At 64.9% G+C, this 23,099-nt stretch carries 25 protein-coding genes; 20 read left to right on the top strand and 5 right to left on the bottom strand.

All coding sequences use genetic code 11. The features are described 5' to 3' along the window. Positions 1 to 20: 20 nt before the first annotated feature. The gene (locus tag AC13HB_RS14445; protein ID WP_482950481.1) at positions 21 to 473 is read right to left on the bottom strand and encodes a helix-turn-helix domain-containing protein; all 453 of its coding nucleotides are present in this window, start codon (positions 471 to 473) and stop codon (positions 21 to 23) included. Between the two features lie 440 nt (positions 474 to 913). On the opposite strand from AC13HB_RS14445, the gene AC13HB_RS14440 reads away from it, so the two are divergent. From AC13HB_RS14440 to AC13HB_RS14355, 18 genes are all read left to right on the top strand, one after another. Continuing rightward, the gene (locus AC13HB_RS14440; RefSeq protein WP_482950480.1) at positions 914 to 1,780 is read left to right on the top strand and encodes a thymidylate synthase; all 867 of its coding nucleotides are present in this window, start codon (positions 914 to 916) and stop codon (positions 1,778 to 1,780) included. Continuing rightward, a complete protein-coding gene (locus AC13HB_RS14435) occupies positions 1,780 to 2,106 on the top strand; it encodes a phosphoribosyl-ATP pyrophosphohydrolase (protein WP_482950479.1) in 327 nt (108 codons plus the stop codon). The genes AC13HB_RS14440 and AC13HB_RS14435 overlap by 1 nt, the downstream gene beginning before the upstream one ends. A 25-nt stretch (positions 2,107 to 2,131) precedes the next feature. After that, complete coding sequence (locus AC13HB_RS14430) at positions 2,132 to 2,656, top strand: dihydrofolate reductase (protein ID WP_482950478.1); 525 nt, start codon at positions 2,132 to 2,134, stop codon at positions 2,654 to 2,656. A 122-nt stretch (positions 2,657 to 2,778) separates the two neighbouring features. After that, positions 2,779 to 3,918, top strand: a complete 1,140-nt coding sequence (gene hflK, locus AC13HB_RS14425) for an FtsH protease activity modulator HflK (RefSeq protein ID WP_482950477.1) — start codon at positions 2,779 to 2,781, stop codon at positions 3,916 to 3,918. After that, complete coding sequence (gene hflC / locus AC13HB_RS14420) at positions 3,915 to 4,793, top strand: protease modulator HflC (protein WP_482950476.1); 879 nt, start codon at positions 3,915 to 3,917, stop codon at positions 4,791 to 4,793. The genes hflK and hflC overlap by 4 nt, the downstream gene beginning before the upstream one ends. After that, positions 4,793 to 4,984 carry a DUF2065 domain-containing protein gene (locus AC13HB_RS14415; RefSeq protein ID WP_482950475.1) on the top strand — a complete coding sequence of 64 codons (192 nt, stop codon included), beginning with the start codon at positions 4,793 to 4,795 and terminating at the stop codon, positions 4,982 to 4,984. The genes hflC and AC13HB_RS14415 overlap by 1 nt, the downstream gene beginning before the upstream one ends. A gap of 127 nt (positions 4,985 to 5,111) precedes the next feature. Continuing rightward, positions 5,112 to 6,524, top strand: coding sequence for a Do family serine endopeptidase (locus tag AC13HB_RS14410; protein ID WP_482950474.1), 1,413 nt, complete (start codon positions 5,112 to 5,114; stop codon positions 6,522 to 6,524). Next, entirely contained in the window at positions 6,521 to 7,459 is a 939-nt protein-coding gene (gene miaA, locus AC13HB_RS14405) for a tRNA (adenosine(37)-N6)-dimethylallyltransferase MiaA (protein WP_482950473.1), read from the top strand. The genes AC13HB_RS14410 and miaA overlap by 4 nt, the downstream gene beginning before the upstream one ends. Continuing rightward, the gene (locus tag AC13HB_RS14400; protein ID WP_482950472.1) at positions 7,446 to 7,967 is read left to right on the top strand and encodes a YybH family protein; all 522 of its coding nucleotides are present in this window, start codon (positions 7,446 to 7,448) and stop codon (positions 7,965 to 7,967) included. The genes miaA and AC13HB_RS14400 overlap by 14 nt, the downstream gene beginning before the upstream one ends. Then, positions 7,960 to 8,952 (top strand): ketol-acid reductoisomerase, encoded by a 993-nt coding sequence (gene ilvC / locus AC13HB_RS14395; RefSeq protein ID WP_482950471.1) that lies wholly within the window; start codon positions 7,960 to 7,962, stop codon positions 8,950 to 8,952. The genes AC13HB_RS14400 and ilvC overlap by 8 nt, the downstream gene beginning before the upstream one ends. 59 nt (positions 8,953 to 9,011) lie before the next feature. Next, positions 9,012 to 9,524 (top strand): hypothetical protein, encoded by a 513-nt coding sequence (locus tag AC13HB_RS14390; protein WP_482950470.1) that lies wholly within the window; start codon positions 9,012 to 9,014, stop codon positions 9,522 to 9,524. A gap of 66 nt (positions 9,525 to 9,590) precedes the next feature. Continuing rightward, positions 9,591 to 10,346 (top strand): TVP38/TMEM64 family protein, encoded by a 756-nt coding sequence (locus AC13HB_RS14385; protein ID WP_482950469.1) that lies wholly within the window; start codon positions 9,591 to 9,593, stop codon positions 10,344 to 10,346. 143 nt (positions 10,347 to 10,489) lie between these two features. Continuing rightward, positions 10,490 to 11,530 carry a rod shape-determining protein gene (locus AC13HB_RS14380; protein WP_482950468.1) on the top strand — a complete coding sequence of 347 codons (1,041 nt, stop codon included), beginning with the start codon at positions 10,490 to 10,492 and terminating at the stop codon, positions 11,528 to 11,530. A 33-nt stretch (positions 11,531 to 11,563) separates the two neighbouring features. Continuing rightward, the gene (gene mreC / locus AC13HB_RS14375) at positions 11,564 to 12,580 is read left to right on the top strand and encodes a rod shape-determining protein MreC (protein WP_482950467.1); all 1,017 of its coding nucleotides are present in this window, start codon (positions 11,564 to 11,566) and stop codon (positions 12,578 to 12,580) included. Continuing rightward, entirely contained in the window at positions 12,577 to 13,098 is a 522-nt protein-coding gene (mreD, locus tag AC13HB_RS14370; protein WP_482950466.1) for a rod shape-determining protein MreD, read from the top strand. The genes mreC and mreD overlap by 4 nt, the downstream gene beginning before the upstream one ends. 12 nt (positions 13,099 to 13,110) lie before the next feature. Next, positions 13,111 to 14,985, top strand: coding sequence for a penicillin-binding protein 2 (mrdA, locus tag AC13HB_RS14365; RefSeq protein ID WP_482950465.1), 1,875 nt, complete (start codon positions 13,111 to 13,113; stop codon positions 14,983 to 14,985). Then, the gene (gene rodA, locus AC13HB_RS14360) at positions 14,985 to 16,130 is read left to right on the top strand and encodes a rod shape-determining protein RodA (RefSeq protein ID WP_482950464.1); all 1,146 of its coding nucleotides are present in this window, start codon (positions 14,985 to 14,987) and stop codon (positions 16,128 to 16,130) included. Before mrdA ends, rodA begins: the two co-directional genes overlap by 1 nt. Positions 16,131 to 16,247: 117 nt before the next feature. Next, positions 16,248 to 17,600: a sodium-dependent transporter gene (locus AC13HB_RS14355; RefSeq protein ID WP_482950463.1), complete on the top strand. Its 1,353-nt coding sequence runs from the start codon at positions 16,248 to 16,250 to the stop codon at positions 17,598 to 17,600. Here the strand turns inward: AC13HB_RS14355 and pip are convergent. Continuing rightward, on the bottom strand, positions 17,597 to 18,562 hold the full coding sequence (gene pip / locus AC13HB_RS14350; protein ID WP_482950462.1) for a prolyl aminopeptidase: 966 nt from the start codon (positions 18,560 to 18,562) through the stop codon (positions 17,597 to 17,599). The genes AC13HB_RS14355 and pip overlap by 4 nt on opposite strands. A gap of 117 nt (positions 18,563 to 18,679) precedes the next feature. On the opposite strand from pip, the gene AC13HB_RS14345 reads away from it, so the two are divergent. Then, positions 18,680 to 19,336: a hypothetical protein gene (locus AC13HB_RS14345; protein ID WP_482950461.1), complete on the top strand. Its 657-nt coding sequence runs from the start codon at positions 18,680 to 18,682 to the stop codon at positions 19,334 to 19,336. 5 nt (positions 19,337 to 19,341) lie between these two features. Then, entirely contained in the window at positions 19,342 to 19,947 is a 606-nt protein-coding gene (locus AC13HB_RS14340; protein WP_482950460.1) for a class I SAM-dependent methyltransferase, read from the top strand. Here the strand turns inward: AC13HB_RS14340 and AC13HB_RS14335 are convergent. From AC13HB_RS14335 to AC13HB_RS14325, 3 genes are read right to left on the bottom strand one after another with little or no spacing between them, the layout of a single operon-like run. Beyond that, positions 19,904 to 21,004, bottom strand: coding sequence for a prenyltransferase/squalene oxidase repeat-containing protein (locus tag AC13HB_RS14335; protein WP_482950459.1), 1,101 nt, complete (start codon positions 21,002 to 21,004; stop codon positions 19,904 to 19,906). The genes AC13HB_RS14340 and AC13HB_RS14335 overlap by 44 nt on opposite strands. 2 nt (positions 21,005 to 21,006) lie before the next feature. Continuing rightward, positions 21,007 to 21,726: a class I SAM-dependent methyltransferase gene (locus AC13HB_RS14330; RefSeq protein ID WP_482950458.1), complete on the bottom strand. Its 720-nt coding sequence runs from the start codon at positions 21,724 to 21,726 to the stop codon at positions 21,007 to 21,009. A gap of 5 nt (positions 21,727 to 21,731) precedes the next feature. Next, positions 21,732 to 23,024 (bottom strand): glycosyltransferase family 4 protein, encoded by a 1,293-nt coding sequence (locus AC13HB_RS14325; protein WP_482950457.1) that lies wholly within the window; start codon positions 23,022 to 23,024, stop codon positions 21,732 to 21,734. Positions 23,025 to 23,099: the final 75 nt, after the last annotated feature.

The following is a 23,099-nucleotide window of genomic DNA, read 5'->3' as shown; positions in this document are numbered from 1 at the left end:
CTAAAGCGGCAGAGGTGCGATCACCCCCGAGCTTGCTGTTCGGTGAAGCGGGTTGCGAGTTCCACGATGACGACCGTCGTTGCGTGTGCCGCTGCGCCGACTGTCCACCAGATCGTCGCCCATTTCATCACGAAGGCGCCGACACCCAGATTGATGCCCGCAAAGACGATCATCCCCAGGATGTAACCGGCCAGGTGTATCCACAGGGACAGGCGCAGCGCGGCCGTCACCTTTTCGTTCTTGCGCTGGACGATATCTGCGGCTTCTGCTTCCGGATCGAGGCACAGTGCGATGGCCTCGACATTGAAGGCAGCCGCCAGGGCCATGACGGTTTCCCGCGAGGCGGGCTCGCAATTCTCCACCCGCTGCACGGTGCGCAGTCCGATCCCGGCCAATTCGGCGAGGTGTTCCTGGGACCAGTGACGTTCCTCGCGCCAGCGTCTGATCTTGGCCGCGTCAGTCTTGAAAGCCATGAAATTCTCCTGTGGCTCTTGCTTGTAATCAGGTCAGCCTGAAAGGCCAGTAGAAGCGTCACCAGACCACGCCATGGCCGCGCCAGCGGCCCGCCACACGTACGTCAGGAGGCCGCCAGGGAGGGAAAAGCCGGGGCAATTGTTTGCGGGGGGATAGGCGAGGTCGCGACCCGGGCGCCCGGCACGAGTGGAAGCCGGAACCGGGCCATCGTCACTCGGGCCATCATCACTCGGGCCATCGTCACTCGGGCCATCGTCACCGGGTCCGCCGCCCCGCATTCGCTGTGTCCGGGAACCGCTTGTGACAATTGGCTAGTCCGGACTCGCCAACAGTTGCGGCTGCGACCGGGCCTCTCGCCCGGCTTGGCAATCGCTAGACTGATGGATCAGAGAATCACTCGCGCGCGGTTCGCGCAGCGGCGAATAAGGGAGCCGGCAGGATGTCAGAAGCGGCAGCAATTACGGCGATCGATACAGTGCGGGCCCGCGCCGGTGCAGCCGGTTCCGCCATCGAGCGTGATTATCTAGCCCTACTGCGCGACATTCTCGAGACCGGTGCCGAGCAGCATGACCGGACCGGCGTCGGCACGCGCTCCGTCTTCGGGCGTCAATTGCGCTGCGACCTGTCGCAGGGCTTCCCGCTCCTGACCACCAAAAAGGTGCATTTCAAGTCGATCGCCATCGAACTCCTCTGGTTCCTCAAGGGCGAGACGAATGTGCGCTGGCTGCAGGAGCGCGGCGTGACGATCTGGGACGAGTGGGCCGATGAAAACGGCGATCTCGGACCGGTCTACGGCAAGCAGTGGCGTCGCTGGGAAGGTCCCGACGGGACCGAGATCGACCAGCTCTCCAACATCCTCGACCAGATCCGGGACAATCCGTCCTCGCGGCGTCTGATCGTGTCCGGCTGGAATCCGGCGGACGTGCCGAACATGGCGCTGCCGCCCTGCCACACGCTCTACCAGTTCAATGTCGCCAACGGGAAACTCTCCTGCCAGCTCTACCAGCGCTCGGCCGACATGTTCCTCGGCGTGCCGTTCAACATCGCCTCCTATGCTCTGCTGACCATGATGGTGGCGCGCGTCTGCGGGCTGGAGCCGGGCGAATACGTGCACACCTTCGGCGATGCCCACATCTATTCGAACCATATCAACCAGGTGAACGAACAGCTCTCGCGCGATCCGCGCCCGCTGCCGACGCTGACCCTGGCGGATCGCGGCCAGAGCCTGTTCGATTTCGAGTTCGAGGATTTCAGGCTTGAGGGATACGAGCCTCATCCGCGGATATCGGCGCCGGTGGCTGTCTGATGCCGGAGGCCGCACCGCTCGGTGCCCTCGGCGGGAAGATCGCAGCCGTCTCCGATATCTATGCCTCACGCTACGGAATCGACCGGTCGGGCGACTGGCACCTGCTCAAGCTTCAGGAGGAGATGGGCGAGCTGACCCAGGCCTACCTCACCGTCCAGGGGCGTACGCGCAGACCGGCGGATGCCGCCGCGCGCAAGGCGCTCGAACGCGAAATGGCGGACGTGCTCGGCATGCTTCTCCTGCTGGCTCGCGATGAAGGCGTTGACCTCGATGCGGCGGTTGCCGAGAAGTGGCTCGGCTGGCTGGAAACGCCGCAACCGGCCTGACGCGAAAGCCTGGACTTCATTCATCATGACCGAGACCATCGTTCCGAAAATCTGCCTGATCGCTGCCCGCGGCCGGAACAATGTTATCGGCGCAGAGGGCGATCTGCCCTGGCGGCTGTCGTCCGATCTCCAGCTCTTCAAGGCGACGACGCGGGGCAAACCGGTCATCATGGGCCGCAAGACCTGGGAGAGCCTGCCGCGCCGCCCGCTGCCGCAGCGGCTCAACATCGTGATGACGCGCCAGGCCGGCTATGAGGCCGAGGGTGCATATGTCGTGTCCGATCTCGCCGATGCCATGAACGCTGCCTTCGCGCGGGCCATTGCGGACCGTGTGGATGAAGTGTTCATCATTGGCGGTGCGCAGATCTATTCCGCGTCCATTCACCTAGCCGACCGGCTCTATCTCACCGAGGTCGATGCCGAACCGGAAGGGGAGGCGGTTTTCCCGGCTTTCGACGAGGCGCAATGGCGCGAAGTCGAACGCGAGGCCTATCCGGCCGGCGAGAAGGACGAGCACGACTTCGTCTTCCGGGCGCTTCACAAGCTCTGAAACTTCACTGCCGGAGGTAACGGGGGACACGCCGTCTGCCGAGTCCCGCCCGATTACCCTTGAACCGGTCGGCGCATGCGTTCATGTAGGGCGTCGAACAACCAAGAGGATAAACGCGACCCATGCCGTGGAACGACAATCAGGGTGGTGGCGGCGGAGGCCCATGGGGCTCCGGCGGAGGAAACAACAACGGACAGAATCCCTGGGGCCGCCGGCCGCAGGGAGGCGGCGGCGATGAGGGCCCCGATCTCGACGAGGTCGTCCGCGATCTGCAGCGCAAGATGCGCGGCATGTTCGGCGGCGGCGGCTCCGGTGGCGGAAAGGGCGGCGGCAAGGGTGCCGGCGCTTTCGGATTCGGCCTGATCATCATGATCCTGATCGGCGTCTGGTTCATCATCCCGAATACGGGCGGCTGGTATCAGGTCGGGGCGAACCAGGCCGGTGTCGTTCTGCGCTTCGGAGAGTACGATCGCACGGCCACGCCGGGTTTGCGCTTCAAGTTCCCCAGCCCGATCGAGACGGTCATGTTGCCGGAGGTCACGACGACCAATGAAATGACGATCGGTGAGGGCTCCGAAGGCCAGATGCTGACCCGCGACGAGAACATCGTTGATATCGACTTTGCCGTGCAGTGGCGGGTCGATCTGGGCTATCCGGACGGTGTCCGCGACTATCTCTTCAATGTCCGCGATCCGCGCGGCACGGTCAGCGCCGTTGCCGAGAGTGCCATGCGTGAAGTGGTCGGCACGTCCGATCTGCAATTCATCATCACCGAGGGTCGCGCCGAGGTATCCCGCCGGACGCGCGAACTCCTGCAGGAGACACTGAACGACTATTCGGCGGGGATCGAGATCCTTCAGGTGAACCTGCGGAACGCACAGCCGCCGGAGCGCGTGATCGACGCCTTCCGCGGCGTCGACGTGGCTCAGCAGGAAGCCGAACGGGCCCAGCTCAACGCGACCGCCCACGCCAACCGGGTTATTCCGGAAGCGCGTGGTACCGCCGCACAGGTGACGCAGCAGGCCCAAGCCTATCGCGACTCGGTCATCGCCGAGGCACAGGGTCAGGCCGACCGCTTCGTGGCCATCTATGACCAGTACCGGGAAGCGCCCGACGTGACGCGCCGCCGGATGTATCTGGAAACCATGGAACGTGTGCTCGGCAATTCCGAACTCATCGTTCTCGACGGCGAGGCCGGGGCCTTGCCCTACCTCCCGCTCGACCAGCTGGGCCGCAACCGTACGCAAGGAGACAACCAATGATCCGCACACTCGGAATCATCATTCTTGCGGCCGCGGTCTTCGTGGGGCTGCAGAGCGTCTACACCGTCAATGAAACCCAGCAGGCCCTGATCCTGCGTCTCGGCGAACCGGTCGATGCCGTCAACGAGGTGGCAGAGCCCGATCCGGGCCTGCACTTCAAGACGCCCTTCATCATGGACGTGCTGATCTTCGACAAGCGTAATCTCGAACTGGACCTGGATGCCGAGGAAATCCTCGCCTCCGACCAGGAACGCCTGATCGTGGATGCCTTCCTGCGCTACCGGATTACGGAGCCGCTGCGCTTCTACCAGACCTTCCGTGACGAGCGCGGCGCCCGTGTCCGCCTTGAACAGATCATGGATGACAGTCTGCGCGGCGTGATCGCTTCCATCCCGTCTTCCGACGTCATCTCCGGCCAGCGTGCCAATCTGATGAACCGGGTGCAGGCAGCCGTGGAAGCACAGGTCCGTACCGGCAGCTTCGGCATCGAGGTGATCGACGTGCGCATCCTGCGCGCCGATTTGCCGCCGCAGATCGCGGACAATGTCTTCCAGCGCATGCGCTCCGAGCGTGAACAGGAAGCGGCCCGCATTCGCGCCGAAGGTGAGCAACGTGCCACGGAAATCCGCGCCAATGCGGATCGCCAGGCTCGCATCATCGAGGCCGAGGCCCGCGCCGAATCCGAACGTATTCGCGGTGAAGGCGATGCCCGGCGGAACGAGATCTACGCCCTGGCCTATAATCGCGATCCGGAATTCTTCGCCTTCTACCGTTCCATGCTGGCCTACGAACTGGCGGTTCCGGACGGGACGCCGATCGTGATCCCGCCGGATTCGGAATTCTTCCGCTATTTCCGCAGCGAAGCCGGCGAATAGTGTGGACCATCCTCATCGCCGGGCTGGGTGTGGCGCTCGCACTGGAAGGTGCAGCCTACGCCCTTGCCCCGGTAAAGATGCAGGATTTCCTTCGCCAGATATCGCAATTGAGCCCGGACCAGCTAAGGCTGGCCGGGCTTTTTGCGCTCAGTGCTGGTGTTCTGATCGCCTGGCTGGTTCTGAGCGGATAGGAATTCGGGCTTGTTTTGACGCAGATTTCAGGGTGCACCATCCTGTTACTGCGGTTGCGGCGCAGGCGCGGCTGGATGTATTCACATTAACCACTTGCGTTTGACGACTTCCGACCGGCGGGTAGCGATGCGGCGTTTTCTTTTTCTGATCCTTCTTGCGGTGGCGGCTCCGGCCGCGCCGGTTCCGGCTGGTCTCGCACCAGCAGCGCTCGCCCATCCGGCGCCCGACGGTTTTGCCGAACTGGCCGAGCGGCTCTCGCCGGCCGTGGTCAATATTTCGGCGGCCCAGCGCCTGGACAGCGGCGACGGCCTGCCGGACTTCCCGGAAGGTTCTCCGCTCGAACGCTTCAACGACATTTTCGGCAATGCGCCGCGCATCGCGAATTCGCTCGGGTCCGGCTTCATCGTCGATCCGTCCGGCCTGGTCGTGACCAATAATCACGTCATCGACGGCGCGGACGAGGTCGAAGTCTCCTTGCCGGATGGACGCGTCTTCCCGGCGGAAATCGTCGGCATCGACCCGGTGACCGATCTCGCCGTCCTGCGCATGCAGGTCAGCGAGCCCATGCCCTATGTCGAGTTCGGCGACAGCGACGATGCGCGCGTCGGCGACTGGGTGATCGCGATCGGCAACCCGTTCGGTCTTGGCGGCACCCTGACCGCCGGCGTCGTCTCGGCGCGCGGCCGGGAGGCCGGAGGCCGTTACGACGACTACATCCAGACCGACGTGGCCATCAATACGGGCAATTCCGGCGGCCCGCTCTTCAATATGAGTGGCGATGTGGTCGGCGTTAACACGCTCATCCTCTCGCCGACCGGGGCCAGCGTCGGTATCTCGCTCTCCATTCCGTCCAATATCGCGACCCGCGTGGTCGACCAGCTGATCGAGTTCGGCGAGACGCGCCGCGGCTGGCTGGGCGTAAGCGTGCAGCTGGTCACGCCGGAACTGGCGGAGAGTTTCGAACTCGATACGCCCTATGGTGCCATCATTTCCCGCGTCGAACCGGATGGCCCGGCCGATGAGGGCGAGCTGCGCGTCGGCGATCTCGTGCTCGGTTTCGACGGCCGGCGCGTCCGCGACAGCCGAAATTTCTCGCGCATGGTGGCGGAGACCGAGATCGGCCGCACCGTTCCCGTCGACATCATCCGCCGCGACCGTCAGATGACTCTGCAGGTCACGGTCGGCGAACTCTCCGAGGAATCCGGCGAAGCCGCGACGGGACCGGCAGAAAGCGTGATCGATCCGGTCCCCGAGGCCGGGAATGTGGTCATGGGCATGACTCTGGCCGTGCTGGATACACCGTCCCGCCGCCGCTACCGGGTCCATCCGGATGCCGAGGGTGTGCTGGTGACGGAGGTGGATCCCTCCTCCGATGCAGCCGGCAAGGTCCGCCCCGGCGACGTGATCGAGGAGGTGGAATTCGTCCGCGTCTCCAGCGTCGAAGACATCCGCGAGATTCTCGCGGGGCAGGATGACGGCCCGATCCGTGTCCAGCTCAATCGCGGCGGACAATACGTTCTGCAATCGATCCGGCCGTGACGCGTTGCCTCCTGATCGCCGGGCCCACGGCGTCGGGCAAGACAGCACTTGCGCTTGAAGCCGCCCGCCGTCTCGACGGCGAGATCGTCAATGCCGACTCCATGCAGATATATGCGGGCCTGTCGCTGATCACGGCGCGCCCGTCGCCGGAGGAAGTCGCACAGGCACCGCATCATCTCTTCGGCACTGTCGACCCGTCCGAGCGCTTTTCGGTCGGCATGTGGAGCGAAGCGGCGCTGGGATGCATCGCGGACATCCGGTCGCGCGGCCGGGTCCCGATACTCGTCGGCGGCACGGGTCTCTACTTCTCGGCTCTCGTCAGGGGGCTCGCCTTCGTGCCGGAAATCGGAGCGACGTCCCGGGCGAGGGCGGCCGATCTGCTTGAGGAAGGCGGCCTCACAGCGCTGCGGGCCGAGGCGGACCGGCTGGACCCGGTCGCGGCGGCGCGGGTGGCAGATGCCGACCGGCAGCGACTGTTACGCATTGTCGAGGTCGGATACGAGACCGGGCGGCCCCTGTCGGAATTCCAGGCGGAGACCCGTCCCCTTCTGGCTGAAACCGAGTGGCAAGGCGTCGTCATCGAACCCGACCGCGATGAGCTCTACCGCCGTATCGAGCTGCGTTTCGACCGGATGATGGAAGCCGGCGCGCTGGATGAGGTTCGCGATTTCGCGGCACGCGGGCTTTCGCCCGACCTGCCCGCCATGAAGGCGCTCGGCGTGCCGCCGCTCATTGCCGCGATAGACGGCGACATGCCGCTCGACGCGGCGGTCGTGCAGGCCAAGCAGGACAGTCGCCGCTATGCCAAGCGCCAGATGACATGGTTCCGTAATCAGACAGCCACATGGCCGCGCATACGGTCCTGCGATCCGGCTGCCGCGAGCGTGCAGCTGGCCGACATTCTGAGGGAGGGAGACTGGAATGGGCTGGATTGAGGGAATGCGGACGGCAGGCGTCGTCATGGTGGTCGCGCTTGCGGCGGGGCCGGCGACGGCGCAGACGGCGTCGGGCGTAGAGGGGATCATGCAGGCCGACCGCGATTTCGCGGCGCGGGCGGCTGAAGCGGGCGTGCAGACCGCCTTCACCGAATACATGGATGCCGTCGACGGCCGCATGGTGCGCGGCGGCGGGGATACGGTCGTCGGTGAGGCGGCGATCCGCGAATACTTCGCCGCGACCCCGCCGGAGACCTTGCTCCATTGGGAACCGCAGGAAGGTTTCGTCTCGGACGGCGATGATTTCGGCGTAACCTGGGGGAAGTGGGAGCTTCATCCGGACGGGAACCGGTCGACCGCCGCTGCCGCTCGCGGGACCTATGTCACGGTCTGGCGGCGCGACGCGAACGGCGTCTGGCGCGGCCTGCTGGACATGGGCAGCAATGACCCGTCCTATCGGCCTCCCGACACCGAAGCCGATTCGCAAAGCGCCCCCGAGGATGACTGAGCCGCTCTACACGAAAGATATCGACATCGCCCCGATCCGCGAGCTGAAGCTCGCCATCGTCGGATACGGCAATCACGGGCGCTCGCACGCGCTGTGCCTGCGCGACAGCGGCGCCGGGAACATCCGTATCGCCCTGCGCAAAGGCTCGCCCTCGCGAGCCAAGGCCGAGGCGGACGGTTTCGAGGTGGTGACGGTGGCGGAAGCGGCCGGCTGGGCTGACGCCATCTCGCTGCTGGCGGCAGATGAAGCGCACCGGCAGATCTGGAACGAAGCGATCCTGCCCAACCGGAAGCCGGGCCAGGCACTGATCCTCTGCCACGGCTTTTCCATCCATTACGGCCTGATCGAACCGCCCGCGGATGCAGATATCGTTCTCGCGGCGGCCAAGGGGCCCGGCGGTGCGGTGCGTCAGGAGTTCGAAAAAGGGGGCGGGCTGATCGGCTTCTGGGCCGTGCACCAGGATGCGAGCGGTCAGGCGCGCGATCTGGCCCTGGCCTATCTGGCCGGCATCGGTTCGGGCAATGTCGGCATATTCCCGACCAGCTTCCGTGAAGAGACGGTCTCCGACCTGTTCGGCGAACAGGTCGTCCTGGTCGGGGGAATGGTGGCGCTGGCCAAGGCGAGTTTCGAACGCCTGGTCGCGGCCGGTGTTTCGCCGCGCATGGCCTATATCGACTGCGTCCACGAGATCAAATATCTCGCCGACCTGATCCAGGCGCGCGGTATCGCCGGCATGTATGAGGCCATTTCCGACACGGCGGAGTTCGGCGCGCGGCTGATCGAGGACAAGATCGCCGGTCCGGAATTGCGGGCCGTCTTCGATGAGGCCATGGCTCGCATCGAGAATGGAGATTTTGCGCGGCAATGGGTAGAAACCCATGAAGCGGGCGACGCCATGCAGGCGGACCGCGCGCAGGACCGGGCCTTGCCGATCGAGGCGGCTGGCGCTGAACTTCGGGCCCGCATATACGGTGCCACGAAATAGCCAATAAGCGGATACATCTGTATCCAACTGATCTGATTTGTTCATGGCGGGGGCGAGGGATGGCTTTCAATCCGGTAAAAGTGCGGCGATACGGCGAACCGAAAGAGGTTGTGGCGCGGCTCTTCGAGGAAGTGGGCGGTATCCCGCAGGTCATGGAACTGCTCGAGCTCAGCCGGACGCGTGTCTACGCCCTGGCCGACCCGGACTCGACCAATGAGATCTCCTACACCCGTGTTGCCAAGCTGACGGAGACCGGTGCGACGGCGGCGGCGCAGCATCTGGCGGCGCTTGCCGGCGGTGTCTTCCTGCCGATCGACAAGGCGGAGGAAGCCGGCTGGCTGGCTCTGGCCGGAGAGGCGAGCCGGTCGAATGCCCGCAATATCGGCGCGCTCATGGAATCGCTCAGCGAAACCGAGCGCTCCCCGGGACGGGTCGATCAGGACGAGGCGCGCGAAATTCTCAAAGTGCTCGACGAGCAGCTCGGTATTCTCGCCATCCAGCGCGCCAAGCTGTCGGCGATCGCGTCCGGCGAGGCAGAAGATACGACCGCGGACTATCCCACCGAGAGCTGAAGCGGATTGCTCCTGGCCCGAACCGTGCTTAGTTAGGCGCAAGGGCCAGGCAGGGTCGTGGACGGAATGAACGGCTTTTTCAATTTCATCATGCGGATGGACGCGCGGGCGGCCCGTGCGGTCGGCGTGTCCGTTGCCCTTTTCGCAGTCGTGGCCCTGGTCTTCGTGCTGGGCCGCTTCGTGCTCGACATAGAGCCTGGCGCAGCCGGCAGCTGGTTCGAGACGGCCGCATCGCAATGGTATGCCCTGCCGCTGACCATTCTCGTCTTCATCGCCCTGTCGTTTCTGGGCGCTCCGCAATTCGGCCTGATGGCTGCCGCGATCGTCGCTTTCGGTCCGCGCACCGGCTTTGTCTATGCATGGATTGCGACCTTGAGTGCGGCGAGCGTGAATTACGTGCTGGGGCGGTATTTTGGTGCCGATATCCTCAAACGTTATGGCGGCGACTGGGCGAACCGGATATCCGACTTCATCGGCCGCAACGGCCTGCTGGCCAGCATGCTGGTGCGATGGGTGCCGTCCGGGCCCTTCATCGTCGTGAATATGGGCTTCGGCGTCGCGCGCACGCCTTATTGGGCGTTCGCGCTGGGAACGGCGATGGGCACCGGGCCGAAAATTTTTGTCGTCGGGCTCGCGGGGCAAAGCATTCTGGCGATGCTGTCGGAAGGAAAGCTTCTGCTCGGAGTGGCGCTGGCGGTAGCCGTGGTCGTCTGGATCGGCGTCATGTTGCTGGCGCGGCGCTGGCTGCGCCGGAACCGGCCGGTGGAAGATGGCGGCGAGGATGGTGTGGAAACTGCTGCTGCCGAGATCGATAAAAACTGATCCTGCCCCGAAAAGGCCTTTTAACGCCTGATTATTTATGTGCGGCTTTGCGGATGCACCCCTTGCAATCCATCGCGGAGCATCGCACAAGAAAAATAGTTGCACCGCGGCTTTGCCGCCACACCTTGTGAATTTTACACGCTATGCTCAACAGCCTTTTCGGTTTGCTCTCCGCGGATATCGCGATCGACCTCGGTACTGCCAACACGCTCGTTTATGTGAAGGGGCGTGGCGTGGTGCTCAACGAGCCGTCCGTTGTCGCCTACAAGGTCGACAAGGGACGCAAGCAGGTCCAAGCCGTTGGTGCTGAAGCGAAACTCATGCTCGGCAAGACGCCGGGCAATGTCGAAGCCATCCGGCCGATGCGCGATGGCGTGATCGCCGACTTCGACGTCGCCGAGGAAATGATCAAGCACTTCATCCAGAAAGTGCACAACCGCCGTGCCATGGTCTCGCCCCAGGTCGTGATCTGCGTACCTTCGGGTGCAACGGCCGTCGAACGCCGTGCGATTCACGAATCTGCCCTCGGTGCGGGCGCGCGCAAGGTCTATCTGATCGACGAGCCGATGGCTGCCGCGGTCGGCGCCGGCCTCCCGATCGACGAGCCGACCGGTTCCATGATCGTCGATATCGGCGGCGGTACGACCGAGGTCGCCGTTATGTCGCTTTCCGGCATCGTCTATTCGCGCTCCGTGCGCGTCGGGGGCGACAAGATGGACGAAGCCATCATCAACTATATCCGCCGCTCGGCGAACCTCCTGATCGGCGAGACCTCGGCCGAGCGGATCAAGAAGGAAATCGGGTCGGCCATGCCGCCGGTGAAAGGCGAAGGGCTTTCGCTCGACATCAAGGGCCGCGACCTCATGAACGGCGTGCCGCGCGAGATCGCGGTCACCGAAGCCATGATCGCGGATTCGCTGTCCGAGCCGGTCGAGCAGATTGTCGAAGCGGTCAAGCAGGCCCTCGAGGCGACGCCGCCGGAACTGGCTGCGGACATCGTCGACAAGGGCATCGTGCTGACGGGTGGCGGTGCACTGTTGCGCAATCTCGACACCGAGTTGCGCGAGCGGACCGGCCTGCCTGTGAGCCTCGCCGACGAGGCCCTGTCCTGCGTCGTCCTGGGGTGCGGCAAGGCTGTGGAAGATTTGCGTATCTGGCGGCCCATCCTCTCCGAAGCCGTGTAGTATAAAGGCTGGCGGGAGAGAAGGAGTGCTGCGTTGGCGTCTCGACGCTCCACACGACATGATGGTGATCAGGGTGTCCGGTTCTCGCGGACGCTCTTCATCGCCCTACTCGTCGTCTCCGGCGCCCTGATCGCCTTCGACCGGCCCAATTCGCGGTCGGGCGCTTTCGAAAGTTTCCGGGCCGGCTTTACCGACATCGCCGCACCGCTGCTCGATCTCGCTGCCCAGCCTCTGCGCGTGGTGAAGGGGATCGGTCCCTATTTCCGTCTCCAGGGCGAACTGGCCGAGGAAAATGCCCAGCTACGCCAGCAGCTCATCGAGGCGCGCTACTGGGAAGACCTCGCCTACCGCCAGCGCGACCGGATCGAGATCTATGAGGACGCGCTCGATGTCGAGGGTGAGGCCGTACAGGACCGGATCGGAGCCTGGACCGTTGCCGACCCGCGCGGCCCCTTCGTGCGCGCCCGCCTGATCGGCCGCGGCTCGGAGGCCGGGATCGAGGATGGCTATCCCGTCATCAATCTCTACGGTCTCGTCGGGCGAGTGTATGAGACCGGGCGCCGTTCGGCGCGGGTTCTGCTTCTCACCGATCTCAACAGCCGCGTGCCGGTCATGGCCGACAGGTCGAATGCGCGGGCCATCCTGATCGGGGATAATTCGCCCTATCCGCGTCTTGAATATGTCGGCCGCGCGCCCGACATCCAGGAAGGCGACCGGATCGTGAGTTCCGGCGATGACGGCATCCTGCCGCGCGGCCTGCCGGTCGGGGAGGCGATTCCGACCCGCGAGGGCGGCTGGCGCGTCCGCCTCTATTCCGATCAGGCGCCGATCGATTTCGTCTGGGTCTGGCCCTATCACCGGATCACGCCGCCGGACGAGGAAGTTGATACCAGCGAGGCGGAACTGGTCGATCCGGATGCGCTCGGGCCGGCGGTCGCGGATGTCGACGGGACGCCGCAGGGTGGCGCGGAGCAGGCTGACGCCAGGCAGACTGAAACCGGCGATGCCACCGATGTGCCTGCGACCGATGCGCCGGAGGACACGGAATGAGGAAGCCGACAGACAGGAGCGAACCCTATTGGGCGGCAGCCGGATGCGTGCTGTCGGTCCTGCTGGCCCTGCTCGTTCAGGCGGCGCCGACGCGTTTGCTCGACAGCGTCACAATCATGCCGACCTGGCCGTTGATCGCGATATTCCTCTGGTCCGGACTTCGTCCGCAATTCATGCCGCCGATCGCCGTCTTCGCGATCGGTCTGACCCAGGACCTTCTGACCGGCGCGCCGATGGGCGTCTGGGCGCTGTCCTATCTCGTCTCGATCGCGGTCTTCCGATTCCGCGGCGAGGACGGGATGCCGCGCGACCTTCCGCCTATCTTCCTGCGCTTTGCCGGAACGCTGCTCCTGGCCCATGCCATCGCATTCGCAGCAGGCAGTTTCGCGCTCGAGCAGATGGCGGATATCCGCCCGCTGCTCACCGAGATCGTGGCGACCATCCTCATGTTCCCCTTGCTGGCCTATCTCGTGCTGCGCCGTCGCCGGTCCAGCCGCACGGGCTTTATCGGAGGGTAATGGCAGGACACGATGCGCGCTGACCGTCAGGAACAGGATCTCAAGTTTACGCGCCGCGCGCTGCTGATGGCGGGCGCGGGCGGGCTTGCCTTCCTGGGACTGAGTGCGCGGCTCTATTCGCTGCAGGTTCTCGAGGCCGAGCGTTACCGGCTCCTGTCCGAGGACAACCAGTTCAACTATCGCCTCCTGCCGCCTTCGCGCGGGCGAATTCTCGACCGGTTCGGCGTTCCCGTGGCGGATAATCGCGACAGTTACCGCGTGCTCGTCGTTCCGGAACAGGCCGGAGATGTCGAAGCGGCCCTCGACCGGCTGGCGCGCTTCATGCCGCTGACCGAGCGCGAACGCGAACGCGTGCTACGCGCCGCCGCGCGACAGCCGCGCTTCCGCGCTATCACCGTCGCGGATGACCTCGACTGGCAGACCTTTTCCGCGATCAATCTCAATGCCCCCGACCTGGCCGGTATCACGCCGGACGTCGGGGAGGTGCGGAACTATCCCTACGGCTTCTCCTTCGCTCACGTCGTCGGCTATGTGCAGCCGCCGAACGAGGACGATATCGCCAATGACAATCGCGAGGCGGAACGGCTACTTCGGCATCCGGGCTTCCGGGTCGGCAAGACTGGCGTCGAGATCGCGCGCGAGCATGATCTGCGCGGTGCGGCGGGCGCTCTCAAGACCGAGGTCAATGCGCGCGGCCGCGTGATCCGCGAACTGCCGGAACAATCCACCGAGCCGCAGCCGGGACAGGACGTGGTCCTGACCCTCGATGCGGACATCCAGCGCTATGCCAATGAGCGGCTGGGCGAGGAGAGTGCTTCGGCCGTCGTGATCGATGTCAATACGGGCGAGCTGATCTCACTGGTCTCCACGCCGAGCTTCGATCCCAATCTTTTCGTCGGCGGTATCTCGTCGGAGGATTACGGCGCGCTGCGCGACAATGATCACAACCCGCTCTTCCACAAGGCGATCCAGGGCACATATCCGCCCGGCTCGACCTTCAAGGCAGTGGTTGCGGCTGCGGCGCTGGAGCACGGGCTGGTCGATCCGGGCGAGACCATTCGCTGCAACGGGTCCGTTCAGCTGGGAAATCGCGAATTCCACTGCTGGCGTCGCCGGGGGCACGGCCCGGTCAATCTCCACGAGGCCGTGAAGACGTCCTGCGACATCTTCTTCTACCAGATGGCGGAACGTCTCGGCATCGACCGTCTCTACGAGATGGCGGTCCAGTTCGGGGTCGGCCAGGAATTCGAGATCGGCATTTCCGGCGTCCGGCGGGGCAATATGCCTAGCCCGGCCTGGAAGCGGGCGCGCTATAACCAGGGCTGGTCGACCGGCGACAGTTACAATACAGGCATCGGACAGGGCTATGTCCTGATGTCGCCGCTCCAGCTTGCCGTGATGACGGCGCGCGTAGCCTCCGGGCGGGCGGTGTCGCCCTCGCTCTACCGTAATGCCATGGCGCCGCCGGCCGAGCGCATCACGCTCGGCGACGGTGTCCTCCAGCGTGTGCGAGAGGGCTTGCGCGCCGTTGTGCATGAGCCGGGCGGGACCTCCTATTCGCTGGGCGGTCTTGGCATCGAAGGGATCGAGATGGCCGGCAAGACCGGTACGGCGCAGGTCTATTCCATCACCGCGGAAGAGCGTGCCGCTGGCGTGCGCGACCAGGAAGACCTGCCCTGGCGTCTGCGCGATCATGGTCTATTCATGTGCTACGCACCGGCCGACAATCCGAAATATGCCTGTGTCGTCGTGGTCGAGCATGGCGGCGGATCGAGTGCGGCGACGCGTCCGGCGCGGGATATCCTGCGCCGTGTTATCGCCCGCGACCCGTCCAGCCGGCCCGGCGTCTTCGCCGAAGTCCGCGATCCGGACCGGGGAGGCGCCTGATGGCCGTCTTCCGAGAGAGCGTCCCGCGCGACCTGACCGGCAAGCTGATGGAGCTGAACTGGACCCTGGTCCTGCTTCTCATTCTGCTCGGCGCAGCGGGTATCGGCATGCTCTATTCCGTGGCCGGCGGCAGCTGGGACCCCTGGGCGACCAAACACGCGATCCGCTTCGCCGTCGGTTTCGGCGGCATGGCCGTAATCGCGCTCTTCCCGCCACGCTTCTGGATGGGCGTCGCCTATCCGGTCTATCTCCTTGCCCTGATCCTGCTGGTCGGGGTCGAGGTCGCGGGTGTTACCATCAACGGCTCGCAGCGCTGGCTCGATATCGGGCCTATCCGCATCCAGCCCTCGGAAATCATGAAAATCGCTGTCGTTCTTGCGTTGGCGCGGTTCTACCATGACCTGCCGATGGAGAAGGTCTCGACGCTGAGCGGGCTGATCGTTCCTGCGGCCCTGATCGGCATGCCGGCGGCCCTGATCGCGAACCAGCCCGACCTGGGCACGACGCTGCTTCTCGTGGCGACTGGGGCGGCGGTGGTCTTCCTCGCCGGGCTCAGCTGGTGGGTGATCTCGATCGCGGGTGCGGCCGGTCTGGTCGGCGGGATCGTGTTCTATTTCAACTTCCTGCACGATTATCAGCGCGAACGGATCATGACGATGTTCAATCCGGACGCGGACCCTCTAGGGGCGGGCTACCAGATCCTCCAGTCGAAGATCGCGCTGGGGTCGGGCGGTTTTACCGGCAAGGGTTTCATGGAAGGCACCCAGTCCCAGCTCGACTATCTGCCGGAGAAGCAGACCGACTTCATCTTCACGATCCTGGGCGAGGAGTTCGGCTTTGTCGGCGGCATCGTCGTGCTGGCGATTTATGCGCTCGTCCTGGCCAATACGGTCGCCATCGCGGCGAGCTGCAAATCCACCTTCCTGCGTCTGGTCTGCATGGGCGTGGCGACCACCTTTGCCCTCTATGTAATCATCAATGTGGGCATGGTGATGGGAACGCTCCCGGTCGTCGGCGTGCCGCTGCCGCTGATCTCCTATGGCGGTACGGTCATGCTGGCCGTCCTTGCGGGCTTCGGCCTCATCCTCGGCGCCCACATCCACCGCAACGCGGAACCGCCGCGCGGAACCGGCCTTTTCGGCTGAAATCGCTCCGCATCGCTGACGCAACCAACTTGACCAAGCCGTGCGCTTGGGGAAGTGTGCGCGACAAATTTACACAATACCGGCGCGGCCAATCGCGCCTTGTGAGGGGAGAGTTTCATGGCGTCTACGCCCACGGCTTCGCACGCGCACTGGTCATCGCGATTTGCATTCATCATGGCAGCGGTCGGTTCCGCCGTCGGTCTCGGCAATCTCTGGCGCTTCCCGTTCATGACGGGCCAGAACGGCGGTTCGGCCTTCGTGCTGATCTATATCGGCTGTGTGATCCTCTTCGCCCTGCCGGTCCTGATGGCCGAGATCGCCATCGGCCGTCACGCGCAGATGTCCGCCGTGTCCTCGACCCGCAAGATGGCCATCGATGCCGGCAAGTCCGGCAAATGGTCCGTGGTCGGCTGGGTATGTACCGCCGCCGGCTTTCTCGTCCTGACGACCTATTCGGTGATCGCCGGCCAGATCATGGCCTATTCCGCCGCCGGCTTCATGGGCGGTTTCGCTCAGGAGGGCGGGGCGTCCATGTTCTATGAGGGCTATGGCTCACAGATGATCTGGCACGCCATCTTCATGGGCATCACCATCCTCATCGTCGCCCAGGGGCTCAAGGGTGGTATCGAACGGGTTGCGACCCTGCTCATGCCGGTCTTCTTCATCGTCCTGCTCGGCCTGACCGGCTATTCCCTGGCGAACGGATCCGCCGGCGACGCGATCGCCTATCTGTTCACGCCGGACTTCTCCGCGGTGAACGGCGCCACCTTCGTCTCCGCGCTCGGCCAGGCCTTCTTCTCGGTCTCGGTCGCCTCGGCCATCATGATCACCTACGGCTCCTACCTGTCGCGCGACACGAATATCGGCTCCTCCGCCGTGACCATCGCGTCTGCAGACACGGTGGTCGCCATCATCGCCGGACTCATGATCTTCCCGATCGTGTTCATGGTCGGTATCGATCCGGCCGCCGGTCTTGGCCTGATCTTCGAAGCGCTTCCGGCTGTCTTCGCCGACATGCCGGCGGGCAATCTGATCGGTGGTGCCTTCTTCGGCCTCGCCTTCATCGCGGCGGTGACCTCGTCGATCTCGCTTCTGGAAGCCACCGTGGCCTTCATTGACGAGCACTCCGACTTCTCGCGTCCGATGGCCGCGTGGATACTGGGCGGCTTCGCCTTCATGATCGGCGCAGGGGCTGTTTATTCGTCGAGCTTCGCAGGTGGGTTCGTCGATGTGCTTTCCGGCGAAATCCTGCTGCCGTTGGGCGGTTTCCTGGTCGCGGCCTTCACCGGTTGGGTCATTCCCAAATCCCTGCTGCGCGAAGAGCTGTCGCACACCAATCCGAAGCTGTTCGCCTTCTTCCACTTCGCGGTGCGCTATGTGGTTCCGATCGCGATCGGCGCCATCCTGGTGCTCGGTCTGGATGCCCGCTTCTTCGGCGGCACCCTGAACGGGATGCTGGGTCTGAGCTAGCCGAACTGATCGGCAAAGGCATCGGTGGCGCGCACGAGCCCGTCGACGATGCCCGGCTCGCCGGCCGCATGGCCGGCATCGCCGATTATCTGGAGCCTCGCTCGCGGCCATGCCCGGGCGAGGCTCCATGCCGTCCGGGGCGGAGTCACCACGTCATAACGGCCCTGGACGATCACACCGGGCAGATGGTTGAAGCGGTGTGAATCCTCGATCAGCTCTCCATCGCGCTCCAGAAAGCCTCTGTTAATAAAATAATGACTTTCCAGACGCGCCAGCGCATCGGCCCTGACGGGGTCGGCGAGGGGGGCTGACGGGTCTCCCGTCATCGAGATCAGTGCGCTCTCCCAGCGGGCCCAGGCGAGGGCGTCGGGGCGCCGGCGGACGATGTCCGGCTCCGCCAGCCGCTCGTAATAGGCCCGGATTATATCCCCTCTTTCCTCCGCCGCGAGCGGTCCCACGAGACGCTCCCAGGCGTCCGGGAAAAGCATGTTCGCACCCTGTTTGTAGAACCAGTCCAGCTCGGCCTGGGTACAGGTGAACACCCCACGCAGGATGAGACCGAGGCAGCGGTCGGGATGCGCGCGGGCATAGGCCAGCGCCAGTGTTGCGCCCCAGGAACCCCCGAAAATCAAGGCCTTGTCGACACGTAATTGTTCGCGAATGCGCTCGATATCGTCGATGAGATGCTGCGTCGTGTTCGCGTCCAGCGCGCCGTGCGGCGTCGACTGACCACAGCCCCGCTGGTCGAACAGGATGATGCGATAGCGTCGCGGGTCGAAGAAACGCCGCAGCGCCGGCGAGCTTCCGCCGCCGGGGCCGCCGTGCAGAGTGATGACCGGAATTCCGTCCGGACGGCCGCATTCCTCGACGTAGATTTCATGTCCGTCACCAACGTTCAGGCGATAGGTCTGGTTGGGACGGATCGGCGGATAGAGCAGGCGTCTTGTGTAGGATGCATCCATGATCGGCACTGTGATGTTAGCGTCTCATAAACGCAATAAGGCGTAGCTTAATCGCTGCCCACGCGTTATCATCCACGCGTTTGGGGACATCTTTTCGAGTTTTGGGAAACAGTCTTAATGATCTCAGTCCGGCGTGTCCTGATAGCCATGAGTGCCTGCTGCCTGGCGGCTGGCTGCGCCAGTGCGCCGATCTCGCTGGCTGCCCGGACCGACAGCATTGCGCTCCAGTCCACACCTGATCAGCAGACCCTTTCCCGTTCCGCAGATGCGATGGAAGCCGGATACCGCGAAGCCGGCCTGATCCGCGACGCCGGTGCCATGGATACCGCGATGAACTGGATGGGACGTCTGACCGGCCATGGAGGCGACGACGCCCCGGTCGATGCGGTGACCTATTATCTCGACGCGCACGAAGCCGATCTCGCCCGGGACGGCCTGGCCGGTACGGTGCTCGCCGACCTTCGCTATGCCTGCGAACTGGCGGCTGCGGTCGATCGCTCCGCGGCCGATGTCGTACAGACCGGTGGCGGCGTTTCCCGGGCTGCGCTCAATCGCAGCCTCGGCGATGTCGAGACGGCCATGGCGCAGTCGCGCGATGCGCTCGATCTCTTCGACAGCCTGATCACGCGTGTCGGAACCGGCGATGATGCGGGCATGCTGGGCGAGCTGCAGGCGCAGCGCGCCGAGCTGGCTGTTACGGCGACCCGTCTGCGCGATCACGCGGATGCCCTCGCGGCATTGCGGCGCCAGGGTTCGCGTCAGCCCGTTTCCTGATCCCGATGATTTCACCGGATGACGTGAAAGGGTTCCTCGATCCGGTAGAGGGCGAGGCGCTTGCGGCCTGTGCGCGCGAATGCGGCAAGCTGGGTCCGATCCTGGAAATCGGCTCCTATTGCGGCAAGTCGGCTCTCTATCTCGGCCCGGCCGCACGCGAGACCGGAACCGTTCTCTACACGCTCGACCACCACCGCGGCTCCGAGGAGCACCAGCGCGGCGAGGAATATCACGATCCAGATCTCTATGATGAGCGACTCGGCGCGGTCGAAACGCTGCCCGCATTGCGCGAGACCCTGTTCCGCGGCGAGCTGGAGGATTGCGTGATCCCGGTCGTCGGGCGGTCCTCGACCATCGCAGCCAACTGGACCACGCCTCTGGGCATGGTCTTCATCGATGGCGGCCATTCCATGGAGGCGGCCCTGGCCGATTATCGCGGCTGGGCCGGACGTGTGGCGCCAGGCGGTATCCTGGCGATCCACGACGTCTTCCCCAATCCGGAAGATGGCGGCCGTCCGCCCTATGAAATATGGAAACTGGCCGTTGCGTCCGGCCTGTTCGAGCCGGTCAGGCGGACAGGAACACTGGAAGCGCTTCGCCGTCTGGCCTGACGGGCGGTATCTCGGCGACATGATTGCGGATGAGCAGATCCGAGCCCGGCGTCAGCGAGTCCAGTGCGTCTGCAGCCATGACGAGCGCGCCGGCGGTCCAGCTGGGGCGTTCATAGGGCCAGACCACATTTTCCGCGAACTGCCAGCCCATCCAGTAGCCGCCATCCTTTGCCTGTAGCGGGGCGAGGTTCTCGATCAGCTGACGCGCCTGATCCGTCTTGCCGGCGGCGAGGCAGGCGAGCGCGAGTTCGGCAGTCTCGGCTGCTGTGACCCAGGGCTCGTCGGAGACGCAGCGGCACCCCAGTCCCGGTTCCACGAAATCCGTCCAGCGCGCGAAGAGGCGCGCTTGCGCGGTCTCGCGTCCCAGGACGCCGGCGAGGACGGGATAATACCAGTCCATGGCGTAGCGGCGCCGGTCCGTGCCATGGCGATCGAAACGGGCGTCGTTCTCGCGCAGGGCCGCGCCGACGCGGCGTCGGGCCTCGATCCAGCCGCCGACGTCTTCTTCCATGAGCCGGCCCATCAGAATGGCGCATTCCAGTGATTTGTAGAGGCTGGCATTGCCGGCGCGCAGGGAGTCTATCGTATCGAGCGAGGTCTCGTCCTTGCGGGCATTCCAGACGATATCGCCGTGCGACGTCTGGTGTGCGAGCACGAAGGCCATCGCCTTGCGGACCATGGGCCAGTAGCGAGGCAGGTCGGACAGGGCGCGAAGGGCGAGCAGGCTGCGCAGGACGGTGACCGCGGCATAGCCCGAGAAATTGGTGTCGCGGGCGGTCTCCGGCGTGCCAGGTACAAGCCGGCGATTGGCATCGTCGAGCGGCACTGAGGCGCCGAGATCGCCGGTCCAGCCGCCATCGGTTTCCTGACGCTCGGCCAGACAGTCCAGCGCCTTGCGGGTCTCGGCCTCGCGGCCCGCGATGGCCAGCGCCATGGCGCCTTCGCCATGGTTCCAGGCGTCCCAGATGCCCGCCTCGATCCACGGGATGGCGCCGTCCGGCCGCTGCAGGCGGACAATATGATCGGCGCAGGCGCGGATATTGACGGTCTTGGCCATGGTCAGGCGGTCTTTCGGAAATACATCACCTCGGATTTACCGAGGACGGGATCGAGAAGGCGTTCCAGCGTACGGGTGAGCCAGGGCCGCTGCATGAGATCCCATTCGAGGAATTTGCGATAGAGACGCACCAGACCGCTCGTTTCGCGGCTGTCCCAGAGGGCGCATTGCAGCCACCAATAGGGCGAATGGAGCGCATGCGCCCAGTGACGCTTGAAGCGGCGGAAGCCCTGTTTCTCGACCGAGTTCTTCAAACCGTTCGAACGGAAGATGCGGACATGGCCGCCGGGCGTGTTCTGATAGCCGGTCGACAATTTCCAGCAGATCGCTTCGGTCCAGTAGCGCGGCACCGAGGCGACGAAAATGCCGCCGGGCTTGAGCACGCGGGCGATCTCGGCCAGCACGACATCCGGGTCCGGCACGTGTTCGAGCACTTCGGAACAGACGATGCGGTCGAACGTGCCCGCCTCGAAGGGGAGCTGCTCGGCATCGCCTGCGGACAAGGTGGCCGCTCGCAGCGCGGAGGCCGGCTCGGGCGGGGGTAGTTCGAAGAACTTGTCGAGCGCGATGGAGGCGTCCTCGTGTGACAGGTCGACGCCGACCGCATGGACGGGCGTCTCGTCCCAGTAGAGCGCATGCAGGTGCCGGCCCTGACCGCAGCCAAGATCGAGCACGCGCATGCCCGCTTCCAGTTCCATCGGCTCGAGTTTGATCGTCATCATGTCGGTCAGGCCCGTCTATCGGCGAGAGCTTCGGCATAGAGCCGGGAGGCGGCCAGGGCATGACCCGACCAGTTGAACTCGGCGCGGGCACGCTCGGCGGCCCGCTCTCCCAGGGCCCGGGCTTCCTCGGGATTGTCCAGCAGGCGGGCGAGATTGTTCGCCATCGGCTCGGCTTCGCCGGACGGCGAGACCAGGCCGGCATCGCCAACCACTTCGGGAAGGGCGCCGCCATCGCTGGACACGACCGCCGCTCCGCAGGCCATGGCCTCGGCGGCCGGGAATCCGAAACCTTCGAACCGGGCCGGGCAGGCGACGATATGAGCGCGGCGATAGAGCGAGGCGATCTCGGCCCGGGTCAGGTCGGAACTGGTGCTCACGCGATCGCTCAGACCGCGCGCGGCCAGCATGCGCTTGGCTGGCCCGTCGCGCAGCGTGCCGACGATGTGAAGACGGGCTTTCGGCCGGGCCGCAGCGACCTGGGCGAGTGCGTCGATCAGGACGTCCAGCCCCTTGATCGGCACGTCGGCGCTGGCCGTGGTGACGATCAGTCCGGTCTCGCGCGCGACGGACGGGGCCGGCGAGAAGGTCTCGTGGTCGATGCCGTTGAAGGCGATATGGACACGCTCAGGGTCGACGCCGTAACGCTCGGCATGGGTATCGCGCGCGGCCCCCGAAACAGCCAGCAGTCGCGGCAATTGGCGCGCGGTACGGGCCTGCATGCCCACGAAACGATACCAGCGGCGCGTCAGCAGGCGCTCCCACCATTTCCGGCCGGCAGCGAGGGCATAGTCCCGGTCGATGGCGATCGGATGGTGGATGGTGGTGATGACGGGCAGACGGCGGTCGATCTCGAGAAAGGGCGTGGCCAGCGTCTGGTTGTCATGAATGACGTCGAACCGGTCGCCATGCTCGGCCACGAAACGCTCGAGCCGTCGGGCGAAGGCGTAGAGCTCGCCGAAGGCGCCAGAATTGTGGGCAAGCCATTCCGACAGATCGGCCCAGGACGTCAAATGGCGCGGTCGCAGTGCAAGAAAGGCATTTTCTTCGGCGAACAGGTCGAGCGAGGGCAGACGGTAGAGCTCGATCCCGGCATCCAGCTCGGGATAGGGCGGGCCCGATGCCACGCTGACCTCGTGACCCATATCGCGCAGCGAGCGTGTCAGTTCGCGAATATAGACGCCCTGACCTCCGACGTGGGGGTGCGAGCGATAGCCGGTGACGAGAACGCGCAGCGGGCGGACGGGGGCCGTATCTGTCTGGACCTCCGGGAGGGCGGAGGCGGCGATGTTTCGGTCCATGTCGCGCGGGTCCGGGAATTCGATGACGGGAGCGCGAAACTAGCGAAGTGAACACTGTTCGCCAAGCGCGCAGTA

Source organism: Maricaulis sp. B-26 (genome assembly GCF_056857855.1).
The sequence above is the reverse complement of the archived record's forward strand: the minus strand, read 5'-3'. Positions and strand labels throughout refer to the sequence as shown.

Excerpts from the sequence above, each read along its gene's own strand:
- AC13HB_RS14445 (WP_482950481.1), bottom strand. The coding sequence starts at position 473 with ATGGCTTTCAAGACTGACGCGGCCAAGATCAGACGCTGGCGCGAGGAA.
- AC13HB_RS14440 (WP_482950480.1), top strand. The coding sequence starts at position 914 with ATGTCAGAAGCGGCAGCAATTACGGCGATCGATACAGTGCGGGCCCGC.
- AC13HB_RS14435 (WP_482950479.1), top strand. The coding sequence starts at position 1,780 with ATGCCGGAGGCCGCACCGCTCGGTGCCCTCGGCGGGAAGATCGCAGCC.
- AC13HB_RS14430 (WP_482950478.1), top strand. The coding sequence starts at position 2,132 with ATGACCGAGACCATCGTTCCGAAAATCTGCCTGATCGCTGCCCGCGGC.
- hflK (WP_482950477.1), top strand. The coding sequence starts at position 2,779 with ATGCCGTGGAACGACAATCAGGGTGGTGGCGGCGGAGGCCCATGGGGC.
- hflC (WP_482950476.1), top strand. The coding sequence starts at position 3,915 with ATGATCCGCACACTCGGAATCATCATTCTTGCGGCCGCGGTCTTCGTG.
- AC13HB_RS14410 (WP_482950474.1), top strand. The coding sequence starts at position 5,112 with ATGCGGCGTTTTCTTTTTCTGATCCTTCTTGCGGTGGCGGCTCCGGCC.
- AC13HB_RS14400 (WP_482950472.1), top strand. The coding sequence starts at position 7,446 with ATGGGCTGGATTGAGGGAATGCGGACGGCAGGCGTCGTCATGGTGGTC.
- ilvC (WP_482950471.1), top strand. The coding sequence starts at position 7,960 with ATGACTGAGCCGCTCTACACGAAAGATATCGACATCGCCCCGATCCGC.
- AC13HB_RS14390 (WP_482950470.1), top strand. The coding sequence starts at position 9,012 with ATGGCTTTCAATCCGGTAAAAGTGCGGCGATACGGCGAACCGAAAGAG.
- AC13HB_RS14385 (WP_482950469.1), top strand. The coding sequence starts at position 9,591 with ATGAACGGCTTTTTCAATTTCATCATGCGGATGGACGCGCGGGCGGCC.
- AC13HB_RS14380 (WP_482950468.1), top strand. The coding sequence starts at position 10,490 with ATGCTCAACAGCCTTTTCGGTTTGCTCTCCGCGGATATCGCGATCGAC.
- mreD (WP_482950466.1), top strand. The coding sequence starts at position 12,577 with ATGAGGAAGCCGACAGACAGGAGCGAACCCTATTGGGCGGCAGCCGGA.
- mrdA (WP_482950465.1), top strand. The coding sequence starts at position 13,111 with ATGCGCGCTGACCGTCAGGAACAGGATCTCAAGTTTACGCGCCGCGCG.
- rodA (WP_482950464.1), top strand. The coding sequence starts at position 14,985 with ATGGCCGTCTTCCGAGAGAGCGTCCCGCGCGACCTGACCGGCAAGCTG.
- AC13HB_RS14355 (WP_482950463.1), top strand. The coding sequence starts at position 16,248 with ATGGCGTCTACGCCCACGGCTTCGCACGCGCACTGGTCATCGCGATTT.
- pip (WP_482950462.1), bottom strand. The coding sequence starts at position 18,562 with ATGGATGCATCCTACACAAGACGCCTGCTCTATCCGCCGATCCGTCCC.
- AC13HB_RS14345 (WP_482950461.1), top strand. The coding sequence starts at position 18,680 with ATGATCTCAGTCCGGCGTGTCCTGATAGCCATGAGTGCCTGCTGCCTG.
- AC13HB_RS14340 (WP_482950460.1), top strand. The coding sequence starts at position 19,342 with ATGATTTCACCGGATGACGTGAAAGGGTTCCTCGATCCGGTAGAGGGC.
- AC13HB_RS14335 (WP_482950459.1), bottom strand. The coding sequence starts at position 21,004 with ATGGCCAAGACCGTCAATATCCGCGCCTGCGCCGATCATATTGTCCGC.
- AC13HB_RS14330 (WP_482950458.1), bottom strand. The coding sequence starts at position 21,726 with ATGATGACGATCAAACTCGAGCCGATGGAACTGGAAGCGGGCATGCGC.
- AC13HB_RS14325 (WP_482950457.1), bottom strand. The coding sequence starts at position 23,024 with ATGGACCGAAACATCGCCGCCTCCGCCCTCCCGGAGGTCCAGACAGAT.